The sequence below is a fragment of the Actinocorallia sp. API 0066 genome (assembly GCF_020991275.1).
Classification (GTDB): domain Bacteria; phylum Actinomycetota; class Actinomycetes; order Streptosporangiales; family Streptosporangiaceae; genus Actinocorallia.
In genome coordinates, this window is sequence record NZ_JAJLQY010000010.1 from 38385 (window position 1) to 61468 (window position 23084).

Sequence of the window (23084 nt, forward strand, 5' to 3'; positions counted from 1 at the left end):
CGCCGCTCCGGCCGTGGCCGCCGGGTGTGCTGCTGCCTGCTCCATGATCGTCTCCCTCGTGTCGCGGCGCGGACGCGGCGCGCCCGGAGAAGATCCCAGGCGGTGCTGGAGGCTCACCGAGCGTGGGGCTGGAGGAACCCTCGAGGCCCGCTCGACCCCCCACGGCCCGACGCGGGCTTCGAGCGGGCTTCGAGCGCCCGTCCAGCGCCACCGCAGAAGGTGCGCACATGTCACCCAGGGAGCCACGAGTGTCCGAGCCGGCCCGCGTCGAACTTCCGGTGCGCGCCCCGGCGGAGTCGGTCTACCGCCTGCTGGCCGACCTGGACGCCTGGCCGCGCGTGTTCGGCCGGTTCGTCCACCTCGAACGGCTGGGCGTCGAGGACGGCACGGAGCGCGTCGGGGTGTGGAGCGTCTCGGGCGACGGCGTCCGGTACGGCGAGATGCGCAGAAGGCTGCGCGCACGGGAGCTGCGCGTGGAGTTCCGCTTCCCGGACGGGTCACGGACCGAGGACCTCGGCCTGGCCGTCACCGCGCTGTCCGAGCGGGAGTCCCTCGTCCGCGTCACCCACGGCGCCGCCCGCGCCGACGACCTCTCGTCGGTGCGGGCGGCGGCGGAGTCGGAGTTCCACCGGCCCGAGCTCCGGCTTGTGCTGCGTGACGTCCGGCGGGTGGCCGCCTCGCCGCGTGACGTGTTCGACTTCCTCTACGCGGCCGACAGATGGCCGGAGCACATGCCGCACGTGGCGGCGGCGAGCCTGCGCCGGTTCCCGGAGGGCGGCCAGCTGGTGGAGGTGGTCACGCGGGAGAGCGGCGGCGGGCTGCTCACGACAAGGAACGCGCGGGTGGGCCGCGCTCCCGGGCTCCTCGTGTACAAGCAGCTCCTCCTCCCACCGATCGGGGCGAGCCACTGCGTCCGCTGGCGGATCGGAGAGTCCTCGGGCGCTACCGTGCTCACCGCGCTGCAGGAGGTGACGCTCAGGGCCGAGGGTGTGGTGGAGCTCCTCGGCCCTGACGCCGACCTCTCGGTCGCCCGGGACTTCGCGCGGCGCGAGCTGGGTGGCAAGATGCGGCTGCTCCTCGACTGCGTCAGCGCGCGGGCAGCGGGCCGCTGAGCCCGGCGCCGGACGGCGCGCGCCCCGCCGACCTCCGCACGTCCTCCGCGACGCGCATGACGTACTGCCCGTAGCCGGAGCTCGCGAGCCCGGCGCCGAGCCGGTGGCACTGGTCGGGGTCGATGTAGCCCATCCGGACCGCCACCTCCTCGATGCAGGCCACCCGCACGCCCTGCCTGTGCTCGATGGTCTTGATGTACTGGGACGCCTCCAGCAGCGAGTCATGGGTGCCGGTGTCCAGCCAGGCGAGGCCACGACCGAGGTTCACCAGGGACGCCTTGCCCCGGGCGAGGTACTCCCGGTTCACGTCGGTGATCTCCAGTTCGCCACGGGCCGACGGACGCAGCCCGCGGGCCACCGACACCACGTCGTTGTCGTAGAGGTAGAGGCCGGTGATGGCAAGGTCGGACTTCGGATGGTCCGGCTTCTCCTCGATCGACAGCAGCCGTCCCCCTTCGTCGACCTCGGCGACCCCGTAGCGCTCCGGATCACGCACCGCGTACCCGAAGAGCACGCAGCCGTCGGTGTGGGATCGATGCGGCCGGAGCAGCTCGGCGAAGCCCGCGCCGTGGAACACGTTGTCGCCCAGGACGAGGGCCACCGGTCCGTCGCCGATGTGGTCGGCGCCGACCAGGAACGCCTCGGCGATCCCGCGCGGTTTCTCCTGGACGGCGTAGGAGAGCCGGATGCCGATGGCGCTGCCGTCACCGAGGAGCTCGCGGTACTGGGGCAGGTCGCCGGGGGAGGAGATGACGAGGATGTCCCGCACCCCGGCCAGCATCAGGACCGAGAGCGGGTAGTAGATCATCGGCTTGTCGTACACCGGCAGCAGCTGTTTTGAGGTTCCGCGGGTGATCGGGAGGAGTCGCGAACCCGTTCCGCCGGCCAGGATGATGCCACGCACGCTGAACCCCTCGCACTCTGTCGACAGTGCGTCCACCATGACCGGGCGCGATCGAGGATCGCTCAAGTCCCGCCGGGAGCGAGCGCCTCTCAAGTCCGCCTTGAGCGGCGCCTGGCACGTTCGCCGAGTCGCTGTCCTCGCCGACCGGATTGGGGTGCCCCGCATGAGGGTGCTGTTCGCCGTTTCCCCCGGGCTCGATCATCTCTACCCGCTGGCCGGTCTGGCCTGGGCCGCCCGCGTGGCGGGCCACGAGGTGGTCTTCGCCACCTCGGGGCCGTCGACGCGGGCCGCGGCCCACGCCGGCTTCACCGTCCGTGACGTCTCGCCCGACGCCGACTTCAGCCACATCTTCCCCAGGGTGGGGACCCGTGCGGAGCGGGCCGTCGCGATGCGGGAGCGGGGGCTGGCCATCGCCGAGACCGGCGAGACCCCCGACATCATCCTGCAGAAGTTCGCCCAGGTCAGCGAGCTGATGGCCGACGGCCTGATGGCGCTGGCCCGGTCCTGGCAGCCGGACCTGATCGTGTACTCCCGGCTCCAGGGGGCCGCCCTCGTGGCGGCCCGGGCGCTGGAGGTCCCGGCGGTCGAGCACGGGTTCAGCTTCCTGCGCGAAGGCTCGATGCCCCGGCGCTTCCTGCCGTTTCTGACGCCGCTGTTCGAGCGGCTGGGCGTACCGGCCGAACTGCCCTCCATCACCAGCGTCCACTTCGCCCCGGAGCCGATGATGCACGGCGAGGGCGAGGGCCTGACCATGCGGTCGGTGCCCTTCCACGGCGGCGGCGGCGTCCCCGACTGGCTGGCGGAGCCCAAGCCGCGCCCGCGCGTCTGCGTCACGCTCGGCACGACCGTGCCGCACGTGGCGGGGGTCGGATCGCTCCGCGGCGTCCTGGCGGCCGCGGGCACGGTGGACGCCGAGTTTGTGCTCGCGCTGGGCGACGACCCCGACCTGGACGAGCTCGGCCCGTTGGCGGAGAACATCAGGGTGGTCGGGTGGACCCCGCTGAGCCCGCTTCTCGCGACCTGCGACGGGATCATCCACCACGGCGGCGCCGGCACCACCCTGGCGTCCGCCCACGCGGGGGTGCCGCAGTTGACGCTGCCGCACGGCGCCGACAACTGGATCAACGCGCGGATGGTCGAACGCTGCGGCATCGGCCTGAACCGCGACCCGGACCAGGTAGACGCGGAAGTCCTGGACCTGCTCATCCATGACGGCGCCCTGCGCAAGAGCGCGCGGGCGTTCGTGGAGCAGTTGACGGCCGTGCCCGGCCCGGACCTCGTCATCGGACGGCTGGCCGAGCTCGCGGGGGCACGGCGGTGATCCACCTCTTCCGGCCCCAGGTGGGCGCGGCCGAACTCCAGGCGGTCGCGGAGGTCTTCGACAGCCAGTGGCTGGGCCACGGGCCGCGCACCACGGCGTTCGAGGCGGCCTTCGCCGAGCACATCGGCGTCGCCGCCGAACACGTCGTGTTCGTCAACTCGGGCACCGCCGCGCTGTTCCTGGCGATGGAGGTGCTGGACCTGCGGCCCGGCGACGAGGTCGTGCTCCCCTCGCCGAGCTTCGTCGCCGCCGCGAACGCCATCATGGCCTGCGGGGCGGTGCCCGTCTTCTGCGACGTGGACGCGCGGACCCTCAACGTCACCCTGGCCGACATCACCGAGGTGCTCACACCGCGAACCCGAGCGGTCATCCTGCTGCACTACGCGGGCTACCCCGGCGACGTCGTCGAGATCGCCGCGCACTGCCGGGAACTGGGCGTCGCGCTGGTCGAGGACTCCGCCTGCTCGGTGGCCTCGCGGGTCGACGGCAAAGCCGCGGGCTCCTTCGGCGACCTCGCGATCTGGAGTTTCGACGCCGCCAAGGTGCTGGTCACCGGGGACGGCGGCATGCTCTACGTCCGCGACCGGGAGCGGGCCGAGCGCGCCCGGCGCCTGGCGTACCACGGTCTGGTGCAGGCCAGCGGATTCGGGCACGCCGGAAAGCACGACCGCCGCTGGTGGGATCCCGAGATCACCGAGGTCGGACGGCGCCTCATCGGCAACGACCTCACCGCGGCGATCGGCCTGGTCCAGCTCGCCAGGCTGCCCGAGCTGGTGGCCCGCCGCAGGGAGGTCGTCGAGCGGTACAACAGCGCGCTCGGGCAGGTGGCGGGCCTGGCCCTACCGCCCGCCCTCCCCGCAGGACACGAGTCGACCTACTACTTCTACTGGGTGCAGATGGAGGCGGGGATACGGGACGCCCTGGCGGGGAAGCTGTTCGCGGCCGGGATCTACACGACCTTCCGCTACGCGCCGCTGCACAGGGTTCCCCTCTACGGCCAGGCGGACCGGGTGCTCCCGCGCGCCGAGCACGCCGCCGACCGGACGCTGTGCCTGCCCCTGCACGGCGGGCTCACCGAGGCCGATGTCGCGACCGTCGTCGACGCGCTGTGCGAGGGCCTCGGCGGGTGATCCCGGCCGCCGGGCGCGGGTACCGGGTCAGCACGGGTAGGGGCGCTCCGCACGGGCGGTGCGGAGCGTCTCCGCCCACCACGTCAGTTGGTCCAGGAGGAGTTTGGCGGAGATCGTGGCGCCCTCCGCGTCACGCGGCGAGCCGCCGTCCTCGAACTGCTGGGCGGCCATCGGGAAGCAGACCCCGTCCCGCATCGTCACCGCGTGCAGCTCGGCGAAGACCTGCCGTAGCTGCTCCACCGCCCGGAGCCCGCCCGACTGGCCGCCGTGGCTGACGAACCCGACGGGCTTGGCGTTCCATTCGCGGTAGACGGTGTCGATGGCCAGTTTGAGCGCCGCCGGATAGCCCCGGTTGTACTCGGGGGTGACCACGACGAAGGCGTCCGCGGCGTCGATCCGCGCGGCGTACGCCGCCACGGCGGGCGAGGTGTACGAACCGTCGTCGGCCTGGCCGTCCAGTCCGTACGGAAGCGCCGCGTCCGCCAGGTCGACGACGTCGATCTCCACACCGCCGTGCGCGCGGGCCCGCTCGACGAACCAGTCGGCCACCATCGGCCCGAGTCTGGCCTTGCGGGTACTTCCGATGATGACGGCGAGTCGGATGGGCTTGCTGGACATGTCGACACATCCTCCGGCGGTGGCGACCACGGCCGTGCGGGCCGTGGCGGGACGACGACATCGTCGCCCGCACGGGTCGAACCCGGCTCGAGACCCGTTCGGACCGCCGCTCATCGCGGACGGCCGATCCATTGACCTCCAGTGGACTTCAAGTTCTATCGTCGCGGTATCGGAGACTCGAGCGGGAACCGAGGCGTGCTCGAGGCGGTCGCGCGACCCTTCTCGCGTTGTCGCCGGTGCCTCCCCCGCTCCCAGCGCACGAGGAAGGAACGCCATGCAGGCTGCCGCCCTGTCGTCATTCGGTGGGCCCGAGGTCCTGACCCCGCACGAGCTCGACCCGCCCCAGGCCGGTCCGGGCCAGGTCAGGGTCCGCGTGCGGGTCGCCGGCGTACAGCACTTCGACACGGTGATCAGGACCGGATGGGCGCCGCCCTCGGTGGACCTCAGCTTCCCCGTCGTCCCGGGAAACGAGTTCGCCGGGGTCGTCGACCAGGCGGACGGATCCGGTTCTGCGGTCGGCGACGAGGTCCTGGGCTACTGCACCACGGGCGCCTACGCCGAATACGTCGTGGCTCCGGCGGACCAGGTGGTCCCGAAGCCGAAGAACATGCCGTGGGACGTCGCCGGGGGCTTCTCCGGCAACGGGCAGGGCGCGCACATGGCCCTGCGGGCGCTGGACGTGCGTCCCGGCGAGACCGTGCTGATCCACGGCGCCGCCGGGGCGCTGGGCACCTTCTCCGTGCTGCTCGCCCGGGCCTGGGGCGCCCGGACCGTCATCGGCACGGCGAGCGAGGGAAACCACGAGTACCTGCGGTCGCTCGGCGCGGTCCCGGTCACCTACGGCGAGGGCCTCGTCGACCGGGTCAGGGCGGTGGCTCCGAACGGCGTGGACGCCGCCCTCGACCTGGCCGGGCCCGAGGCGCTGCACGCCTCCGCCGCCCTGGTCGCCGACCGGAACCGGATCAGGACCATGGTCTCGGACGAGGCGGCGGCGGAACTCGGGATCCCGGCGCTGGGTCCGGCCAGGTCGGCGGCACGTCTCGTCGAGCTGCTCGACCTCTACGAGCGGGGCCTGCTCGACCTGCACATCCGCGCGGCGTACCCGCTCGCCCGGGCCGCCGACGCGCACCGCGCCATCGAGAGCGGACACGGCAGGGGAAAGATCGTCCTCACCGTGGCGTAGGACCGCGCACCGAATTTTCCGCACGCTCGTGCCGAATCGAAAGATCTGTCACGCCACAGGGAGGCATGCGATGTACGAGAACGCCGGTGAGGCGGAGATCTACGATCTCCTGTACCAGGACCGGAAGGACTACGACGCCGAGGCCGCGCGGGTGACCGGGCTGGTCCGGGAGCGCAAGCCCGACGCCGCGACGCTGCTGGACGTGGCGTGCGGCACCGGAATCCACCTGGCCGGCTTCGCCAAGCGGTTCGCGCGGGTCGCCGGACTGGAGGTGTCGGAGCCGATGCTGGCACGTGCCGGGGAGCGCCTGTCGGGCGTGCCGCTCCACCACGGCGACATGCGGACCTTCGTGCTCGGCGAGACCTTCGACGCCGTCGTGTGCATGTTCAGCTCGATCGGCTACCTGCGCGGCACCACCGACCTGGACAGCGCCGTCCTCGCGATGGCGCGGCACCTCGCCGAAGGCGGCGTCCTCGTCATCGAGCCGTGGTACTTCCCCGACACCTTCATCGACGGCTACGTGTCCGCGCACGCGGTCAGGAACAGCGCCCAGGGCATCGCCCGGGTCGCGCACTCGACCCGGCAGGGCGACGCCACCCGGATGGAGATCCACTACCTGCTCGGCGACGCCGCCACCGGCGTCAGGCACCGCAGCGAGGTGGACTACCTCACGCTCTTCTCGCGGGCCGACTACGAGGACGCCTTCGCCCGGGCCGGGCTGAGCGCGGAGTACCTCACCCTCGGCGACGGCACCCCCGGCTTCTTCGTCGCGGTAGCCACCCCCCGGTAGCGGAAGGGAACCGCGATGCATGACCTGAGCCTGTTCGGCGACCGGCGGTTCCTCATCCTGTTCATCGCCAGAACATGCTCGGTGATGGGCTCGGCGTTCGGGCCCGTCGCGCTCGCCTTCGGCGTGCTGGACCTGCCGGGGGCCACCGCCTCGACCCTGGCCGTCGTGCTGACCGCCCAGGCCGTCCCCGAGATAGCGCTCATGCTGTTCGGCGGCGTGATCGCCGACCGGCTGCCCAGACACCTGCTGATGACGGGCGCGGAACTGGTGTCCGCGCTCGCCTTCGGGGTGATGGCCGTGCTCTTCCTGACCGGCACGGCCTCCACGGCCGCCCTCGTCGTCTGCGCGGTCTTCGTCGGTGTCTCGTTCGCGCTCTTCTACCCGGCGCTCGTCGGGATCGTGCCCGAGGTGGTGCCCCCGGACCGGCTGCAGACCGCGAACGCGCTGCTCCGGCTCGGCATGAACGGGGCACGCCTGCTCGGGGTGGCGGCCGCCGGCGCGATGATCGCGCTGGTCGGATCCGGGTGGGCGCTCGCCGTCAACGCGGCCGCGTTCGTCCTCTCGGCCGTGCTGCTCGTGACGTTGCGGCTGCCGCGCGACCGCGACGCGGGGCCGTCCGGGTCGATGCTGGTCGACCTGCGGCAGGGATGGCGCGAGTTCTCCTCCCGCCGCTGGCTGTGGGCGGGCGTGCTGCACTTCTCCCTGGTGTTCGCGGCGATGCAGGCGGCGTTCGCGGTGCTCGGGCCCGTCGTCGCCAAGGCCGATCTGGGCGGTGCGCCCGCCTGGTCCGCGGTGCTGACGGGGCAGACCGTCGGGACCCTGCTCGGCGCCGTCGTCGCGATCCGGATCCGGCCGCGCCGACCGCTGCTCGTCGCCGTCCCCATGATCTTCGGGGTCGCGCTCCCGATGTTCCTGCTCGGCTTCGGCGCCCCGCTGATCGCGGTGGTCCTCGGCGGATTCGTCATGGGGATCGCGTTCAACGTCTTCGGTGTGCTCTTCGAGACCACGATGCAGCGGGAGGTGCCCGCCGACGCCCTGTCGCGGGTGAGCGCCTACGACGCCCTGGGCTCGTTCCTGTTCGGGCCGCTGGGCCTGATCGCCGCCGGTCCGCTGGCGGCCCGGTTCGGGGAGCGCCCGGCGCTGCTGCTGTGCGGCTGCCTCGTCTCCGCCGCCACGCTGCTCACCCTCCTCGTCCCGGACGTGCGCCGGATCAGGGCCCGCACGGGAGGCGGCCTCCTTCCCGAACCCGCGCCGGGCGGTTGAGCACCGGCCTCGATCGCGGCTCGAGGGCGGTGCGACGGCGGTGGTCGACCATCGACCTCCCACACCCGTGTGAGAGGCAGGTCCATGAGTTCAGCGTCCTTGCGCACCCCGACCCACCGCCGACGATGGCGCCGCGCGTCGGCGGCACTCGCCGTCCTGCTCGGCGCCGGAGTCCTCAGCGCGCCGAACGCCCTCGCCGACGACTCCGGTCCGGTGGCCAAGACCGGTGCCGCCGCCACTCCGGTGCTGACCTGGACCGACTGCGGGGACGGCTTCCGCTGCGCCACGGCCAAGGTCCCGCTCGACTACGACCATCCGAACGGCCGCCGCGTCGACCTCGCCGTCATCAAACTGCCGGCCTCCGACCAGCGCAGGCGGATCGGCACGCTCTTCGTCAACTTCGGCGGCCCGGGAGCGCCCAGCGAGAACCGGCTGCGCGAGCGCGCCCGGTGGGAGTGGCTCTTCTCCACCGAACTGCGCGCCCGCTTCGACCTCGTGTCCTGGGACCCGCGCGGCATCGGCCGCTCCACCGCCGTCCGCTGCTTCGCCACCGAGCAGGAACAGCAGGACTACTACGCGGCGTATCCGGCGCGGCCGGTCGAACCCGCCGACGAGCCGGCGTTCTTCGCGGCCGCCAAGGACTTCAGCGAGCGCTGCCGGAAGCGGGCGGGCGGCCTGCTCGACCACGTGTCCACCGCGAACTCCGCCCGCGACCTGGAGCTGTTGCGCCGTGCCGTGGGCGACAGCCGCCTCACCTATCACGGTCTCACCTACGGCAGCTACCTCGGCGCGGTGTACGCCAACATGTTCCCCCGGCGGGTACGGGCCATGGCCTTCGACGGCTCGCTGGACTTCATCGGCAACAGCACCGGCCACGGCGACGAGGGCGCGACGCTCCCCGTCGAGACCCGTCAGGACCGGCCGCGCGGCATCAGCGACACCTTCCAGGAGTTCCTGCGTCAGTGCGCCGCCGCCGGTCCCTCGCGCTGCGCCTTCGCCGAGGCCGGAGACCCCCGCCGGAAGTGGGCGGTGCTCACGGAACGGGCACGCCGCGCGCCCATCACGATCGACACCCCCGACGGCCCCTGGACCTACACCTACAACGACGTCGTCGACGAGGCCGCCGCGCTGTACGTCCCGGAGTACTGGCCGAGCACCGCCGACACGCTGCAGCAGCTGTACGAGGCGAGCGGGACCACCGGCCCCGCGACCAGGGTCACCACCCCCGCGACCAGGCCCACGGGCGGCGGGGCCACCGAGGGCGCCCGGCAGGAGCAGTACGTGAACAACCGGGACGAGGCGTTCCACGCGATCCAGTGCACCGACAGCGACGTGCCGAGGTCGATCCGCACCTACAGCAGGCTCGCGATCAGTGAGGACCGGCGGATCCCCCACTTCGGCCGGATCGGCGTGTTCGAGATGATGCCCTGCGCCACCTGGCTCGGCCGCGACGAGGACCGCTACACGGGCCCGTGGAACGCCTGGACGGCGAACCCGATCCTCGTCCTGAACAACCGGTACGACCCGGGCACGCCGGTGCACGGCGCCGTCGACGGCGCGGGCCAGTTGGCCAGAGCCCGGCTGTTCGTGACCGAGGGGGCGGGCCACACCTCGATGTTCGTGCCCAGCACCTGCACGGAGAAGGTCAAACGGGACTACCTGATCCACGGCACCCTGCCCGCCGAAGGCACGACCTGCGGCGTCGACCACGACCCGTTCGGGCCGCGGTGAAGGTCCTCTTTGTCGTGGAGGCCGGCGAAGGCACGATCTTCCCGATCGTGCCGCTCGCCCAGGCCGTGCGCGGCGCCGGCCACGAGGTCCTCGTCGCCGGCCACGAGGGCGCGATGCCGATCATCGCCGCCGCAGGACTGCCCGGCGTTCCGGTGACCCGGAGGGAACCGGCGTCCTTCCGCACGGACGCCGACGGCGCCTTCATCCCCTTCCCCGAGGACCTGGACGAACGGGAGCGGGAACTGGGCCTGACGGCGGCCCGCATGGCCGCCGACGCCCTGGGCGGGCTGCTCGGCCTGGCCGCCGGGTGGCGTCCGGACCTCGTGATCGGCGGCCCGCTGGTGTACGTGGCGCCGCTGCTCGCCGCGTCGGTCGGCGTCCCCTGGGTCAGGACCACGCAGGACATGGGCGAGTCGCTGATCCGGGACCGCGCCGCCGAGGACGGGCTGCGCCCCGAGCTGGCGGCGACGGGACGGGACGGGCTGCCCGCGCCCGCCCTCGTCCTTTCCCTGTGCCCGGAGAGCATCCGCCCGCCCGACGCCCCGCCCGCGGAGCTGATGCGGCACGTGTCCTACGCCACCGCGCGGACGGTCGAACCCTGGATGTACACCAGGGGCGAGCGGCCGAGGGTCCTGGTGTCCGGCGGCAGCCGGGTGAGCCGCCGGTACGCCCTGGACGACCTCCGGCTCCTGGTCCACGGGGCGGCGGGCCTGGACGCGGAGCTGCTCATCGCCGCGCCCGCCGACATCGTCGCGGACCTCGGGCCGCTGCCGACCGGCGCCAGGGCGGGATGGGTCCCCCTCGACGTCGTGGCCGCCACCTGCGACCTGGCGATCCACCACGGCGGAGGCGGTCTCACGCTGGGGTGCATGGCCGCCGCGGTGCCGCAGGTCATCGTTCCGTTCATGCCCGACCTGGTGGGCTACCCCGAGCGGCTGGAGGACCACGGCTCGGCGAAGTGCTTCCGCGGCCGGGCGGCCACCGCGGACGCCGTCGCCACGGCAGGGCGGCTGATCCTGGACACACCCTCGTACCCGGAGGCCGCCGGACGGCTGCGCGAGGAGATGCTCGGCTCCCCCAGCCCGACGGCGACGGTGCCCCGGCTGGAACGCCTCGTCGCGGAACACGGCGGCCAGGCCCCGCGCCCGGCTTCCACGGTGCTCCGGTGACCTGATCCCGCAGGCGGAGACGGCCGTCGCGCCCGGCTTCCCGGGGAGGCGCGACGGCCGTCGTCGTCGCTCGGGACGCCGGTCAGGACCTGCTTTCCGCGTAGGTCCTGGCATGCCCCAGGGTGGCCCGGCTGTTGGTGCTGAGCGCGGCGCGCACGTACTCGCGGGCGTCGTCCACCGTCGCCTCGGCCCCGAGGACACGCGCGATGTTGGCGGTGTTGAGGACGACCGTGTGCTGCGAGGAGGCGGCGACCCCGTCCTCGTTCTCCTCGAACGTCCAGTAGCCGGTGTGCAGGGTCATGAGCGCCGGAAGCGTCACCTGCTTGTAGGCGATCTTCTGGACCGGCAGGCACACCCGGTACGACTTGGTGGTGTGCGTGGAGCCGTCCTTGGCGCGGGTGTCCATCTCCAGGGTCTGCAGGCCGGGCGACAGCTCCTCCAGCCGGACGGTCGCCACGTGCGGCAACCGCTCCCGCCAGCGTCCCGCCTCGTTGATGAAGTCGTAGACGTCCTTGGCCGAGCCGTTGATCTGCACGGTGTCCTCGAACGAGAAGGTCAGCTCCTCGGCCGCGTGCGCCGCCTCCACGTTGGTCTTCAGCGCGGCGAGCTCGGACCGGGAGTTCCCGTCGACCGCCTCGTCGATCCACCGCAGGCTCGCCGGGTCGTCGTCGACCGCCCGGTAGTCGTGCAGCAGCCGCACCCGGCACTCCGTGTCCGACAGCGGTTCGATGATCCAGGTGCCGCCCATGGCCGCGACCGGCGGAGCGGAGACCTCCTGGCGGAAGCCGACGCGCAGCGCCCCGGCGTCGAGGGTGCGGCGGGACGTCCAGCTCTTGGCGGTCCCGTTCGCCGTCGCCCAGATGCGGATGCGCTCCTCGGTCGCGCCGCCTTCGAGACGCTCGACGTGGATGGTCGGCGGAAAGATCCGCGGCCAGTGTTCCACCTCCGCGATCAGCCTGTAGACGGCGGCGGCCGGCGCCGAGACCGTGATCTCGTGCTCCACCTCTCGGTGCTCCCGTCCGTGCTCCTGCGTCATGCTCGTCCTCCTTGGATCGGATCTCGGGGCGGAAGCCTCTAGAAGTTGCCCAGTCCGCCGCACACGTTCATCGCCTGGGCCGTGATGGACGCCGCGCTGTCGGAAGCCAGGTAGCCGACCAGGCCGGCGACCTCCTCCGGGGTGGAGTAGCGGCCAAGCGGGATCTTCGCCTGGAACCTCTCCAGGATCGCGTCCTCCGTCGTGTCGTACGCGGCGGCGTATCCGGCCCTGACCCGCTGCGCCATCGGCGTCTCGACATAGCCGGGGCAGACCGCGTTGACGGTGATCCCGGTCGGCGCCAACTCGTTCCCGAGCGCCTTGGTGAAACCCACGACCCCGTGCTTGGAGGCCGAGTACGGCGCGCCGAGGACGACGCCCTGCTTGCCCGCGGTCGAGGCGATGTTGATGATCCGGCCGCGCCGCCCGGCGCGCATCCCGCCGGCGTTCAGCACCTCGCGGGTCACCCGGAAGACGCTGTTGAGGTTGGTGTCGATGACGTCGTGCCAGAGCTCGTCGGCGATGTCGGCGGTGGTCCCGCCACCCGACCGTCCCGCGTTGTTGACCAGGACGTCGATCGGGCCGAACCGGGCGACGGCGGCCTGGACGAACTCCCGGACCGCGTCGTTGGAGCGCACGTCGACGGCGGCGCCCGCCGCGTCCAGGCCCTCCGCCCCGAGCTGCTTGACGGTCTGTGCCACGTTCTCCGCGCTCCGGGCGCCGATGAACACCCGGTGGCCGTGCCCGCCCAGGTGCCGGGCGACGGCAAGACCGATGCCGCTGGTCGCGCCCGTGATCAGGGCGATCCGCTTCTCCTGTTGCTCCACGGGGTCTCTTCCTCCTGTGAGTGGTGATCGTGAGATCAGGGATCGTGCTTCGCTTGCCGAGGGGGGCCGAAGACCGCCTCGCCGAGGAGCGGCGCCGGATCGGCGACGCGCACCGCGTCGTCGGGGAGCCCGCGCAGCGTGGTCGTCAGCGGACCGGTGCCGCGCACGACCGCGGCGGCGGCGTGGGTCTCCGCCACGTCGACGTCGACCACCGTCCAGCCCGGCGGTCGCCGGGGCCCGCCCGGTGTCTCCGCGCCGAGGAAGTCGGCGCCGAGATCCCGGCTGAGCCCGGTGCCGAGCGCCTTCAGATACGCCTCCTTGCGGGTCCACAGCCGACCGAAGGCGCGGCGCCGCTCCTCGACGTCGAGAGCCGCCAGCTCGGACTGCTCCGCCGGGTGGAGCATCCGGCCGCACGCCGCCACGGACTCGGCCCGGGGCACCCGTTCGACGTCGACGCCCACCGTCGCCGCCGCGACCCCGATCAGGACGAGGTCGCGGCTGTGCGACATCGAGAACTGCAGCGGCGCCCCCGCCACGGCGGGCCTGCCGTGCGGGCCGCCGCACCCCGGGCACGCCTCCCGGACGAACCGCACCCTGTCGGGCGGCTCGCCGAGGTAGGCGGCCACCACCCGGCGCAGCAGGACGTGCGCGGACGTGAACCGGAGTCGGCCGGACGGCCCGAGGAACCTCGCGGCCCGCGCGCGCTCCGCCTCGGACAGCTCAAGCAGCGCGGGTGAGGGTCCTGGTCCGTGTGGGTCCGAACCGCGCATGACCCACAGATCCAGCCGTCCGGGCGAGACCGTCAGCGCGTCCCTGAGCTGGCGGTCGGCGAGCCGGCTCATCTCGGGCGCCGACGGGTGGCCAGGCACTGTTCGAAGAAGCCCAGCGCGCCCAGGTGGTACGCGCGGGCCGTCCAACCCAGGCTGACGTTGTGGCCGCTGTCCGGCAGGTGCTCGACGGAGACACGGGGACAGTCGACGAAGTGGGACCGGAGGTCGGTGACGGCCGGAGGGTCGTGACACCACCAGGGCTCGTGCTCGGCGAAGGTGAACCGGACCGGCGCCCTCACCCTCGCCGCGATCGCGGGAAAACGCACGGGCCAGTGCGGGAGATCCGCCGCCTCCCGCTCGGGAACCGGAGCCACGATCGCCTCGCTGGCGCGGAACGTCCCGGGCGGATAGAAGCGCAACGCGCCCCAGTTCCGCCGACCGCCGTGACCGGCGATCCCGCCCGCGTCGACGGTGTACCGGTGGCCGCACCCCGAGACGTCCAGGGCGAGCAGAACGGATCCGCTGTCCTCGGCGGCCGCGGCCAGCGCCAGCTCGCCGCCGAAGGAATGGGCGAGGACGAAGAACCCGGCGCCCGTCTCGTGCCGACGGGAGAACCAGGCGAGCGCGGCGTGCAGGGCGGCGGCCTGCTCCACGACGTCCTGGCCGTGCGGCAGATCCACGGCGGAGGTGCCGTAGCCCGGCCGGTCCAGAGCCAGCACGGTAAAACCGAGCCGGGCGCCCAACTCCAGCAGTGACACGTCAGGGTGGGCCTGGCCGTGGAAGTAGCCCGCGCTCATGCCGGCGCCGTGCAGCGCCACGACCACCGAGCGCGGCGCGGCCTCCTCCGGTTCGCTCAGCAGCCCCGACAGCCGGACGCCCCCGGCGTCCAGCGTGACCCGGCGGACCTGACGGCCCGCCGGACGCCCGGACCGGCCGCGCGGCGCGGTCGCCGGGCCGCGCTCGCCGCCGTCGTGGAACACCATGGGAATCCTCCGGTGTGGGATCCGGCAGGGACCCTGTCCTCGCGGGCTCCGCCGGGCGGCGGGGGACCGCCCGGCGGGCGCGGGTCAGGTGGACACGGCTCCGGACAGGTGCGCGTTGACGGAGTCGATCAGTCCCCTGGGCGTCTCCTCGACGGTCAGCAGGTCGTCCCTGAGGACGATGCCGTACTCCTGCTCGATCCTGCTGCCCGTCTCCAGGAGGGCGAGCGACTCGTAGCCCAGCGCCTCGAAGCTGGCGTCCGCGATGTCACCGTCGAGATCGACGGACTCGTCGGCACCGGCGGCGGCGCGCAGGATGCGCTTGAGGTCGTCGAGCGTGAATTCACCGGACATGGGTCTTCCTCTCGTTCGCGACTGGCGGGTCCGTGTCGCGGGCCGAACGCAGGACCATCGCCGAGTTGAACCCGCCGTGGCCGCGCGCCAGCACCAGCACGGTGCGGAGTTCGGCGTCCCGGGTCTGCCGGGTGACCAGGTCCAGCCGGTGCTCGGCGGCCGCCTCCACGTTCACGGTGGGCGGGATGATCCCCTCCCGCATCGCGAGGAAGGCGGTGGCCAGGTCGAGCGGGGCGGCTCCCGAGTACAGCCGCCCCGTCATCGTCTTGGGCGCGGTGACGGGGACCCCGCGCGCGCCGAACACCGCGCACAGCGCCGCCGCCTCGGACCGGTCCAGCTCGGGCAGGGCCGCCGCGTCGGCGAAAACCAGGTCGACGGCGGCGGGGCCCGTGTCGGCGTCGGCCAGCGCGAGCTCGATGGCCTTGCGCAGGCCGGGAGCGCGTCCGCTGCCGGGCCTCGGGTCGAAGGTCGCGCCGTACCCGGCGACCTCACCGTAGACCCGCGCCCCGCGCGCGCGTGCCGCGGCGAGATCCTCCATGATCAGGATGGCGCCGCCCTCGCCCGGCACATGCCCGCGGGCGGCGGAATCGAAGGGCAGGTAGGCGCGGGACGGCTCGTCGCTGGTGCTGAGCCGGCCGCCCGCCGTCTGCGCCACCCAGCCCCAGGGGCACAGGGAGGCGTCGACCCCGCCGGAGACGATCAACGGCGTGCCCTTGCGGATCTGCCGACGGGCCTGGGCGACCGCGTCCAGGCCGCCCGCCTGGTCGCTGACGACCACCCCGCTCGGCCCCTTCAGCCCGTGGCGGATCGAGATCTGGCCGCTGTTGACGGCGTAGAACCAGGCGAACGACTGGTAGGCGCTCACGTACTGGCCGCCCCGGCTCCACAGCTTCCGCAGCTCGTTCTGGCCGAACTCGAAGCCGCCGGAGGCGCTGGCGGTGATCACACCCATCTCGAAGGCGGGCCGCTCGGCGGTCGACACCCCCGCGTCGGCGAGCGCCCAGTCCGCGGCGACCAGCGCGAGCCGGGTCATCCGGTCGGTCTGCGGCAGCAGCCGGCTCGGCAGGTGCTCCTCGGCCGCGAATCCGTGGATCTCGCCCGCCAGCCGAGCCGGATACTGGGACGGGTCGAAGCGCGTGATCCGGCTGAGGCCGCTCTTGCCGACCAGGGTCGCCGCCCAGTAGTCGGCGGCCCCGAGGCCGTTGGGCGACACGACGCCCAGCCCCGTCACCACCACAGGCGTGTTCACACAGCTCCCCTCTCCGGCCGGGCGAGCACCATGGCGCTCTGGAAACCGCCAAAACCGCTGCCGACGGTCAGGACGGCGTCCGTCCGCCGCTCGCGGGCCACGATGGGCACGTAGTCGAGGTCGCACTCGGGGTCGGGGGTGTGCAGGTTCGCCGTCGGCGGCACCACGTTGTGCGCCATCGCCAGAACCGACGCGGCTATCTCGATGGAACCGATGGCCCCGAGCGAATGGCCGACCATGGACTTGATGGAGCTCACCGGCGTCCGGTAGGCGTGATCGCCCAGGCTGCGCTTGAAAGCCGCCGTCTCGTGCCGGTCGTTCTGCTTCGTGCCCGAGCCGTGCGCGTTGACGTAGTCGATCGCGGTCGGCGCCATCCGTGCCTCGTCGAGCGCCACCCTGATCGCCTCGGCCATCTCCGCGCCGTCGGGGCGCAACCCCGTCATGTGGTAGGCGTTGCTGCGCGTGGCGTACCCGGCGATCTCCGCGTGGATCCGGGCACCGCGCCGACGTGCGTGCTCGAACTCCTCAAGGACGAAGAAGGCGGCGCCCTCACCGAGCACAAACCCGTTCCTGGTCCCGTCGAAGGGCCGGGACGCGCGCTCCGGCCGGTCATGGCGCGGCGTCGTCGCCTTGATCGCGTCGAAGCAGGCCATGGTGATCGGGGAGATCGGCGCGTCGGAGGAACCGGCGACCATGACGTCGGCGGACCCCTCGCGGATCAGGTCGACGGCGTAGCCGACGGAGTCGATGCCGGAGGTGCAGCCCGTGGACACCACGGTGCAGGGCCCTTCGGCGCCCACCGCCCAGGCGACCTCGGCCGCGAAGGAGCTGGGGACCAGGTAGTCGTAGAGGTGCGGGACCGCGTACCTGTGGTCGACGAGGTCCAGTCGGCCGCCGTCGCTGACGACCCGGTACTCCGCGTCCAGGCCCATGGTCGCGCCGACCGCGCTGCCGATCGCCACCCCGATCCGGTGCGGGTCGTGGGCCGCGAGGTCGACGCCGCTGTCGGCGACCGCGCCACGGGCGGCGACCACCGCGAACTGCGCGGCCCGGTCCATCCGCCGGACCTCCTGCGGGCTCAGGCCGTGCGCCTCGGGATCGAAGTCGATCTCGGCGGCCACCCGGGAGCGGAACGGGGCCGGGTCGAAGAAGGTGATCGCGCGGGTCGCGGTCCGGCCCTCGCTCAGCAGGCTCCAGAACGCCTCGACGCCGGTGCCCCCGGGAGCGAGGACATCGATTCCAGTGATGGCGACACGTCTTGCGGTCATGCCGCCGGCTCCCAGGTGAACCGCGGGCCGGTCGGCGCCGCCTGGATCCGCTCACTGCCGTCGCTGTTCACGGTGTTCACCTCTCTGTCCTTGATTCGCCATTGACGGCGCCCGGCGCCGATGATGGCTCCGCCGATGGGAGAAAAATCTGCTGGAAAGTCGTTCGGGTACGGCACACCGGAGCACCACCCGATTCTTCTGCGGGCAGATATCCCGGTTCAAGGTCTGGAATGCCAGGAACCGGTCTGAAAATCCAGGTGTTGTGTGGAAGGGTTCGACGGAATTCAGGGGAAGGTCAGAAAATGGTCAGATCGGCCGGATGGTGGCGTGTCGGGGTGCCGAACACGGTAAGGACCCCGGGGCCCGGCCGGACTTATCGGCGGGCTTAGCCGAGTACGCCGCCGACGAATTTCACAACGACCGAAACAGGGGTGAAGGTCATTTCCGAATGTCACAGGCGCCGGACGCGAGCGAAACGCCACCGATGCCGCGCGGTCCCCGCCGCACCCGCCGCACCCACCGATCCAGCCCGCGATACTCGGCACCTGTCGCACGCGGCGGGCGGCGTCCCGCGACGGCCCCCACGCGGTGCGGGGCTCCAGCCGACCTCGACGGCCCGCCGCTCAGCCGCGCCCGAGCCGGAAGCCCACGCCCCGGATCGTAACGATCCATTCGCTGCCGCCGAGCTTGCCGCGCAGGCTGCTGACATGCGTGTCGACAGTGCGACGGGACCAGGAGTCACCCCACACGTGGGCCATGATCTGTTTGCGCGGGAGGACCTCGCCGTCCCGCGACGCGAGCAGGTACAGGAGGTCGAACTCCTTGCGGGTCAGCTCGACCGGATCGCCGTCGACGGTCACCTGACGGGTGCCCGCGTCGATCCGCAGCGACCCGCGCACCAGCGTCTCGGGCTCCTTGGGCTGCGGCTTCACCCTCCGCATCACCGCCTCGATCCGCGCTATCAGCTCACGGAAGCTGTACGGCTTGACCAGGTAGTCGTCCGCGCCGGCCTGCAGGCCCAGCACCCTGTCGAGTTCGCTGCCGAGGCCGGTCACCGCGATCACGGGGGTGTCCCCCGCCTTGCGGATGAGCCTGCAGACCTCCAGGCCGTCCAGGTCGGGGAGTTCGAGGTCGAGCAGGACGAAGTCGGCGTCGTCGAACGTCTGGAGGGCGTCGGCCCCGGTGCCGACACTGCTCACCTGATGGCCGTGCCGACGCAATCCGCGCACCAGGTCCGCAGCCTCGGAGACATCGCTTTCCACCACCAGCACACGCATGCAGCCCGTCTTAGGCTGCGTTCCGGTCGGGGAGCCGGCTTCCGTCACCGCATTCCTGAACACCGCCGTACCCCCAGCCCACGTTAGAACCTGCAGACATTTAGGCGCCAATCTCCCACGTTCAGGCTTCAGAGGATAGATGCACCGGCGCGCAACTGTGATGTGACCTGGATCACACTGTCCATTCGACGACTTGTTCAACCCCTCGCACTACGGCAAGGGAGTTAAGGTCCCGAGGTCTTGTCCAAAAGGTTTGGATCTGTGGGACCCGAGAACGGAGACCGGGTAGAGTGGCCCATCTCTTACCATCGTCCGTTCGATTACCGCCGGATCTCCGTTGAGTGCGCCAGGCCGGTTGTGGTGCGCGCGCGAACCCCCGCCGCGCCCCGGCGGCCGCGCTTCCGCCGTCGGCGGCGACCGGCGCCACCCTGCGCATCGACAGAGCGCCCACCCGAGGGCCCCCGGACCACACCGTCGGCCCGCCCGGCGCGCGCGGACCAGAACCGCGGATGGAGAACAGGTCGGAGAAAGCGCGGCACGGGCGTCGGCGACCGGCGCCTCGACCACCGCACCATCGGCGAATACCCGCGTCGCCCCCTCGGATCATCCGACATATGCGAGCCGTTCCCGCTTTCCGGGACACCGATTTCCAGCGAACCCGGAGCCACCCGGAGTTCGTCCGCGCGGTCAGCGGCCGGTGGGGTGGAGGAAGTGGGAGATGTCGGTTAGTTCGGTGGTGAGGGCGGGTTGGGGGAGGGGGTGGAAGGGGGTGGGTGTGTGGTTCTGGCGCCAGGTGCCCTGGACCAGGCCGTCGACGACGATGGTGGGGTTGATCTGGCCGCCGCCGGGCCAGACGGCGCGTTCGTGTTCGGGTGGGACGGAGAGGTGTCGGTTCTTGTAGGCGACCAGGTAGTTGTCGTAGGCCGGGAGGAGACGGACGTCGCCGGTGGGCTCCAAGGTGAGGGGCTCTCCTGCGGGTAGCGCGTGCTCGGGTTGGTCGCCGACGCGGCATGGTTCGATCGAGCCGGAGGTAAGCAGGTGCGTCCAGGCGGCGCGTGTGGCGGGCAGTCCGAGGCCGGACCAGGTAGCGAAGTCGGCGGCTGTCGCCGGGCCGTGTGCGGCCAGGTACCTGTGCAGGAGCTCCCGGACGGCGTCCTCACCCGACGGGCCCGCAGCCGAAGGCAGCCAGTCGGCTACGAGGACGTAGGTGGCGGCGCCGTCCTCGCGGAGCGGGCCGAAGCAGACGGCGCCGAGCAGGGCGGAGCGGCGGACCAGATGGAAAGGGACCTGCCCTGAGACGTCCAGGCCCGCCTCCTTCAGGAGTACCGCGAGCTCGTCCCGAGTGAGCGGGCCGTCAGCGAGGGCGTCGGCGATCACCCGCTCGCCCCGGGCCAGCTCCGCCGGGCCGAGCCCCAGCTCGCGGTAGCGGCGTTCGCTGCGGCGCAACAGCGACGGCGCCAACAGCTCGCGCAGCCAGCCCGCGTCGCGGGCCGGGACGAGGTGCAGCGTGCCGCGCATGAACCAGCCTCGGACGAGGTCGCGGGCGCCGAGCGCGGCGTGCACATCCGCCTCGGTCAGCCCGGTGGCGCGCGCCCGGATGCCGAGCGCGGCGGCCCGCAGGTCCTGCGCCTGGACGGCGAGGCAGCGCGCCAGCACGGCCGCCGCCGACGTCGCGCGCCGACCGTCCCCGATGCCCTGCGACGCCGCCCGGAGCAGCCTGGCCTGGGACGGGCTGAGTGACCGCACGCGCACCCCTCCCTACCAACGCGGGCCTATGAGTCGATCAGGAGGCTACGGGGTGCGGGTGACAAAAGCGTGACGTGCTCGGGCGGTCGTAAGGAGAGCGATCAGGATCAGGGGAAGGGCCCACCAAGGCAGCGCGGTCACGGGCGTGGCGGTGAGTAGGGCGCCGCCCAAGAGCGCGCCGGAGCCTATGGCGATGTTCCATGACGTGACGATGAGGGACTGGGCGACGTCGCCCGCGTCGCCCGCGGCCTCGGCGGAGGCCGTCTGGACAAGGGTGGCGACGCCGCCGGTGCCCAGGCCCCACACGGCGGCGCTGACGTAGACGAGGGCAGCGGAGCCGCCGAAGAGAGCGAGGCCCAGGGTGGCGACGGCGAAGAGGGCACAGGACGCGACCATCAGGTGCCGTAGCCGGGTGTCGATGAGGGTTCCGGTGACAAGGAGACCCACCAAGGAGGCGACGCCGAAGGTCAATAGAACGGCGTCGACCCTGTGTCCGAGTCCTACCGGCTCCAGGAACGGCGCGATGTAGGTGTACAGGAGGTTGTGCGCAAGCACGAACGTCAGGGTGACCGCCAGGACTGGCGCGACCCCTGGGATGCGCAGGACGCGACGTAGCGGGAGCCGCTCCTGACGGGACGCTCCGGGGAACGCGGGCACGGTCAGGGCGACCCATCCGAGCAGGGCGAGGCTGAGCACCGTCATGATCCCGAACGTCCAGCGCCAGCCGACGAGGCCGGCGAGGAACGTCCCGGCCGGAATCCCTACCGACAAAGCGACCGGAATGCCCGCCATCGCGATCGCCATCGCCCTGCCGCGCTGCGGGGCCGACACCATACGCCGGGCGTATCCGGCGAGCAGGGCCCACAGCAGGCCCGCGACGACGCCCGCGAGGAGGCGGGCCGCCATCGTCAGCGGATAGCTGGTGGACGTCGCGGTGACGGTGTTCGCGACGGCGAATCCGGCGATCGCGAGGAGCAGCAGGCGGCGGCGCGGCCAGCCCGCGGTCGCGGCGGTCAGGGGCACGGCGGCGACGGCGGAGCCGATCGCGTAGATCGTCACGGTCTGCCCGGCCGCCGACTCGCTCACCGCAAGATCCGCGCTCATCGCGGGCAGGACGCCCGCAGGCAGCGCCTCGGTCATGACGGTGATGAATCCGCCCGTCGCCAGGGCGAGCAGTCCCGCGAGGGGAAGCGGCGGCGCGGATTGTGTTGTCTGCGTCATGGCCCGTATCGTCAAGGGTTGACATTGGTGTGAAGGTCAACCGATCGGACACCGCGACCGGACGTGGGGGTGATCACAGTGCGCATCGGCGAACTGGCCCGGCTGACCGACACCCCGGCCCGGTCCCTGCGCTACTACGAGGAGCAGGGACTCCTTCTGCCCCGGCGCCGCGAGAACGGGTACCGGGAGTACGACGACCAGGTGGTCGACCGGGTCATCCAGATTCGCGGCCTTCTCGACGCCGGACTCCCCACCCGGATTATCCGGCAAATCCTGCCTTGCCTCGACAAACCACGCGTCATCCACTTCCGCGACGCGACACCCGAGATGCTCGCCACCCTGCAACGCGAACGCGACAGGATGACCCGCCGCATCGAATGCCTCATCCGCAACCGCGACGCCATCGACGGCTACCTGTCCGCCGTCACAGCCCTCGCCTGAGCCCCCGCGACCTTCCCACAGCCGTCAGGGTTCCCCACCCGGCCGACACCGCCGGAGACCGGCGCGTCCGAAGGGCCGCGTCCGCCCGTCACGAGCCGCCAGGACGCCCGGGGGCGGCTCGGTCGTCCGTCGGGCCACGTTCGCTCGTCGCGGGCCGCTGAAGCGCGCTCGTCGGCTGGTGGGGCCGCAGGGGCGTGGGCTCGGGCGGGTTGTGGGGGTTGGGCGGGAGAGGGGTGGGGAGGAGGCGGGTGTGGATGTGTTGAGCAGCCGGGTGTTGGTGCGGGCTTCGGATCCGGAGCGGAGCATCCGGTTCTATCGGGATGTGCTGGGGCTCGCGGTATATCGGGAGTTCGGCACGCCCGAGGAGCCCGGCACCGTGTTCTTCCTCGGGACGGGGTTCCTCGAGGTCTCGGGGCGGTCGGCGGAGGCGCCCTCGGAGTCCGTGGCGCTGTGGCTCCAGGTGCGGGACGTGCGCGCGGAGTTCGCGCGGCTGGCCTGGGTCGGGGTGGAGATGCTGCGGGAGCCCAAGGTGGAGCCCTGGGGCCTGGTCGAGGGCTGGATCGCCGACCCCGACGGCCTACGCGTCGTCCTCGTCGAGATCCCCGCCGACCACCCCCTACGCCGCGACACCCGCCCCTGAACCGTCCGGCGCGGGGCCACCGGCGCAAAGGCGGCGTTTTGGCCGAAGCATGACCCG

Annotated in this window: 23 protein-coding genes; 10 read left to right on the forward strand and 13 right to left on the reverse strand. The window is 72.3% G+C overall.

All coding sequences use genetic code 11. The features are described 5' to 3' along the window. Nucleotides 1-248: 248 nt before the first annotated feature. Nucleotides 249-1112, forward strand: a complete 864-nt coding sequence (locus tag LO762_RS23485) for a hypothetical protein (protein WP_230618040.1) — start codon at nucleotides 249-251, stop codon at nucleotides 1110-1112. On the opposite strand, the gene rfbA is transcribed toward LO762_RS23485, so the two are convergent. Further along, nucleotides 1087-2016: a glucose-1-phosphate thymidylyltransferase RfbA gene (gene rfbA, locus LO762_RS23490; RefSeq protein WP_230618041.1), complete on the reverse strand. Its 930-nt coding sequence runs from the start codon at nucleotides 2014-2016 to the stop codon at nucleotides 1087-1089. The genes LO762_RS23485 and rfbA overlap by 26 nt on opposite strands. A gap of 163 nt (nucleotides 2017-2179) precedes the next feature. Between rfbA and LO762_RS23495 the strand changes: the two genes are divergently transcribed. Further along, nucleotides 2180-3337, forward strand: a complete 1158-nt coding sequence (locus LO762_RS23495; protein WP_230618042.1) for a nucleotide disphospho-sugar-binding domain-containing protein — start codon at nucleotides 2180-2182, stop codon at nucleotides 3335-3337. Further along, a complete protein-coding gene (locus tag LO762_RS23500; RefSeq protein ID WP_230618043.1) occupies nucleotides 3334-4467 on the forward strand; it encodes a DegT/DnrJ/EryC1/StrS aminotransferase family protein in 1134 nt (377 codons plus the stop codon). The genes LO762_RS23495 and LO762_RS23500 overlap by 4 nt, the downstream gene beginning before the upstream one ends. Nucleotides 4468-4494: 27 nt before the next feature. On the opposite strand, the gene LO762_RS23505 is transcribed toward LO762_RS23500, so the two are convergent. Then, entirely contained in the window at nucleotides 4495-5085 is a 591-nt protein-coding gene (locus LO762_RS23505; RefSeq protein ID WP_230618044.1) for an NADPH-dependent FMN reductase, read from the reverse strand. A 274-nt stretch (nucleotides 5086-5359) separates the two neighbouring features. On the opposite strand from LO762_RS23505, the gene LO762_RS23510 reads away from it, so the two are divergent. The 5 genes from LO762_RS23510 (at nucleotide 5360) to LO762_RS23530 (ending at nucleotide 11221) form a co-directional block, all read left to right on the forward strand. Next, nucleotides 5360-6268, forward strand: a complete 909-nt coding sequence (locus LO762_RS23510) for an NADP-dependent oxidoreductase (RefSeq protein ID WP_230618045.1) — start codon at nucleotides 5360-5362, stop codon at nucleotides 6266-6268. Nucleotides 6269-6338: 70 nt separating this feature from the next. Then, nucleotides 6339-7058 carry a class I SAM-dependent methyltransferase gene (locus LO762_RS23515; protein ID WP_230618046.1) on the forward strand — a complete coding sequence of 240 codons (720 nt, stop codon included), beginning with the start codon at nucleotides 6339-6341 and terminating at the stop codon, nucleotides 7056-7058. A 15-nt stretch (nucleotides 7059-7073) separates the two neighbouring features. Beyond that, entirely contained in the window at nucleotides 7074-8321 is a 1248-nt protein-coding gene (locus LO762_RS23520; RefSeq protein WP_230618047.1) for an MFS transporter, read from the forward strand. A gap of 84 nt (nucleotides 8322-8405) precedes the next feature. Beyond that, nucleotides 8406-10052 (forward strand): alpha/beta hydrolase, encoded by a 1647-nt coding sequence (locus LO762_RS23525; protein WP_230618048.1) that lies wholly within the window; start codon nucleotides 8406-8408, stop codon nucleotides 10050-10052. Between the two features lie 14 nt (nucleotides 10053-10066). Then, nucleotides 10067-11221: a glycosyltransferase gene (locus tag LO762_RS23530; protein WP_230618049.1), complete on the forward strand. Its 1155-nt coding sequence runs from the start codon at nucleotides 10067-10069 to the stop codon at nucleotides 11219-11221. An 82-nt stretch (nucleotides 11222-11303) separates the two neighbouring features. Here LO762_RS23530 and LO762_RS23535 read toward each other — a convergent pair whose 3' ends face one another. From LO762_RS23535 to LO762_RS23585, 11 genes are all read right to left on the reverse strand, one after another. Beyond that, the gene (locus LO762_RS23535) at nucleotides 11304-12257 is read right to left on the reverse strand and encodes an aromatase/cyclase (RefSeq protein WP_230618050.1); all 954 of its coding nucleotides are present in this window, start codon (nucleotides 12255-12257) and stop codon (nucleotides 11304-11306) included. Nucleotides 12258-12295: 38 nt separating this feature from the next. Further along, nucleotides 12296-13081 carry a 3-oxoacyl-ACP reductase FabG gene (gene fabG / locus LO762_RS23540; RefSeq protein ID WP_230618051.1) on the reverse strand — a complete coding sequence of 262 codons (786 nt, stop codon included), beginning with the start codon at nucleotides 13079-13081 and terminating at the stop codon, nucleotides 12296-12298. A gap of 35 nt (nucleotides 13082-13116) precedes the next feature. Next, on the reverse strand, nucleotides 13117-13923 hold the full coding sequence (locus LO762_RS23545) for a 4'-phosphopantetheinyl transferase superfamily protein (protein WP_230618052.1): 807 nt from the start codon (nucleotides 13921-13923) through the stop codon (nucleotides 13117-13119). Beyond that, complete coding sequence (locus tag LO762_RS23550) at nucleotides 13920-14834, reverse strand: alpha/beta fold hydrolase (RefSeq protein ID WP_230618053.1); 915 nt, start codon at nucleotides 14832-14834, stop codon at nucleotides 13920-13922. Before LO762_RS23550 ends, LO762_RS23545 begins: the two co-directional genes overlap by 4 nt. An 84-nt stretch (nucleotides 14835-14918) precedes the next feature. Further along, on the reverse strand, nucleotides 14919-15185 hold the full coding sequence (locus LO762_RS23555; protein WP_230618054.1) for an acyl carrier protein: 267 nt from the start codon (nucleotides 15183-15185) through the stop codon (nucleotides 14919-14921). Then, nucleotides 15175-16434 (reverse strand): ketosynthase chain-length factor, encoded by a 1260-nt coding sequence (locus LO762_RS23560; RefSeq protein ID WP_230618056.1) that lies wholly within the window; start codon nucleotides 16432-16434, stop codon nucleotides 15175-15177. The genes LO762_RS23555 and LO762_RS23560 overlap by 11 nt, the downstream gene beginning before the upstream one ends. Continuing rightward, the gene (locus tag LO762_RS23565; RefSeq protein WP_230618058.1) at nucleotides 16431-17702 is read right to left on the reverse strand and encodes a beta-ketoacyl synthase; all 1272 of its coding nucleotides are present in this window, start codon (nucleotides 17700-17702) and stop codon (nucleotides 16431-16433) included. The genes LO762_RS23560 and LO762_RS23565 overlap by 4 nt, the downstream gene beginning before the upstream one ends. Next, on the reverse strand, nucleotides 17699-17878 hold the full coding sequence (locus tag LO762_RS23570; RefSeq protein WP_230618060.1) for a hypothetical protein: 180 nt from the start codon (nucleotides 17876-17878) through the stop codon (nucleotides 17699-17701). Before LO762_RS23570 ends, LO762_RS23565 begins: the two co-directional genes overlap by 4 nt. Nucleotides 17879-18325: 447 nt before the next feature. Beyond that, nucleotides 18326-18979, reverse strand: coding sequence for a response regulator transcription factor (locus LO762_RS23575; RefSeq protein WP_230618062.1), 654 nt, complete (start codon nucleotides 18977-18979; stop codon nucleotides 18326-18328). 687 nt (nucleotides 18980-19666) lie between these two features. Then, nucleotides 19667-20725: a winged helix DNA-binding domain-containing protein gene (locus LO762_RS23580; protein WP_230618064.1), complete on the reverse strand. Its 1059-nt coding sequence runs from the start codon at nucleotides 20723-20725 to the stop codon at nucleotides 19667-19669. 45 nt (nucleotides 20726-20770) lie between these two features. Beyond that, nucleotides 20771-21946 carry an MFS transporter gene (locus tag LO762_RS23585; RefSeq protein ID WP_230618066.1) on the reverse strand — a complete coding sequence of 392 codons (1176 nt, stop codon included), beginning with the start codon at nucleotides 21944-21946 and terminating at the stop codon, nucleotides 20771-20773. Nucleotides 21947-22024: 78 nt separating this feature from the next. Here LO762_RS23585 and LO762_RS23590 point away from each other — a divergent pair, with 78 nt between their 5' ends. Together LO762_RS23590 and LO762_RS23595 are read left to right on the forward strand one after the other, a co-directional pair. Further along, complete coding sequence (locus LO762_RS23590; protein WP_230618446.1) at nucleotides 22025-22387, forward strand: MerR family transcriptional regulator; 363 nt, start codon at nucleotides 22025-22027, stop codon at nucleotides 22385-22387. A 250-nt stretch (nucleotides 22388-22637) separates the two neighbouring features. Continuing rightward, entirely contained in the window at nucleotides 22638-23027 is a 390-nt protein-coding gene (locus tag LO762_RS23595) for a VOC family protein (protein WP_230618068.1), read from the forward strand. Nucleotides 23028-23084 lie beyond the last annotated feature (57 nt).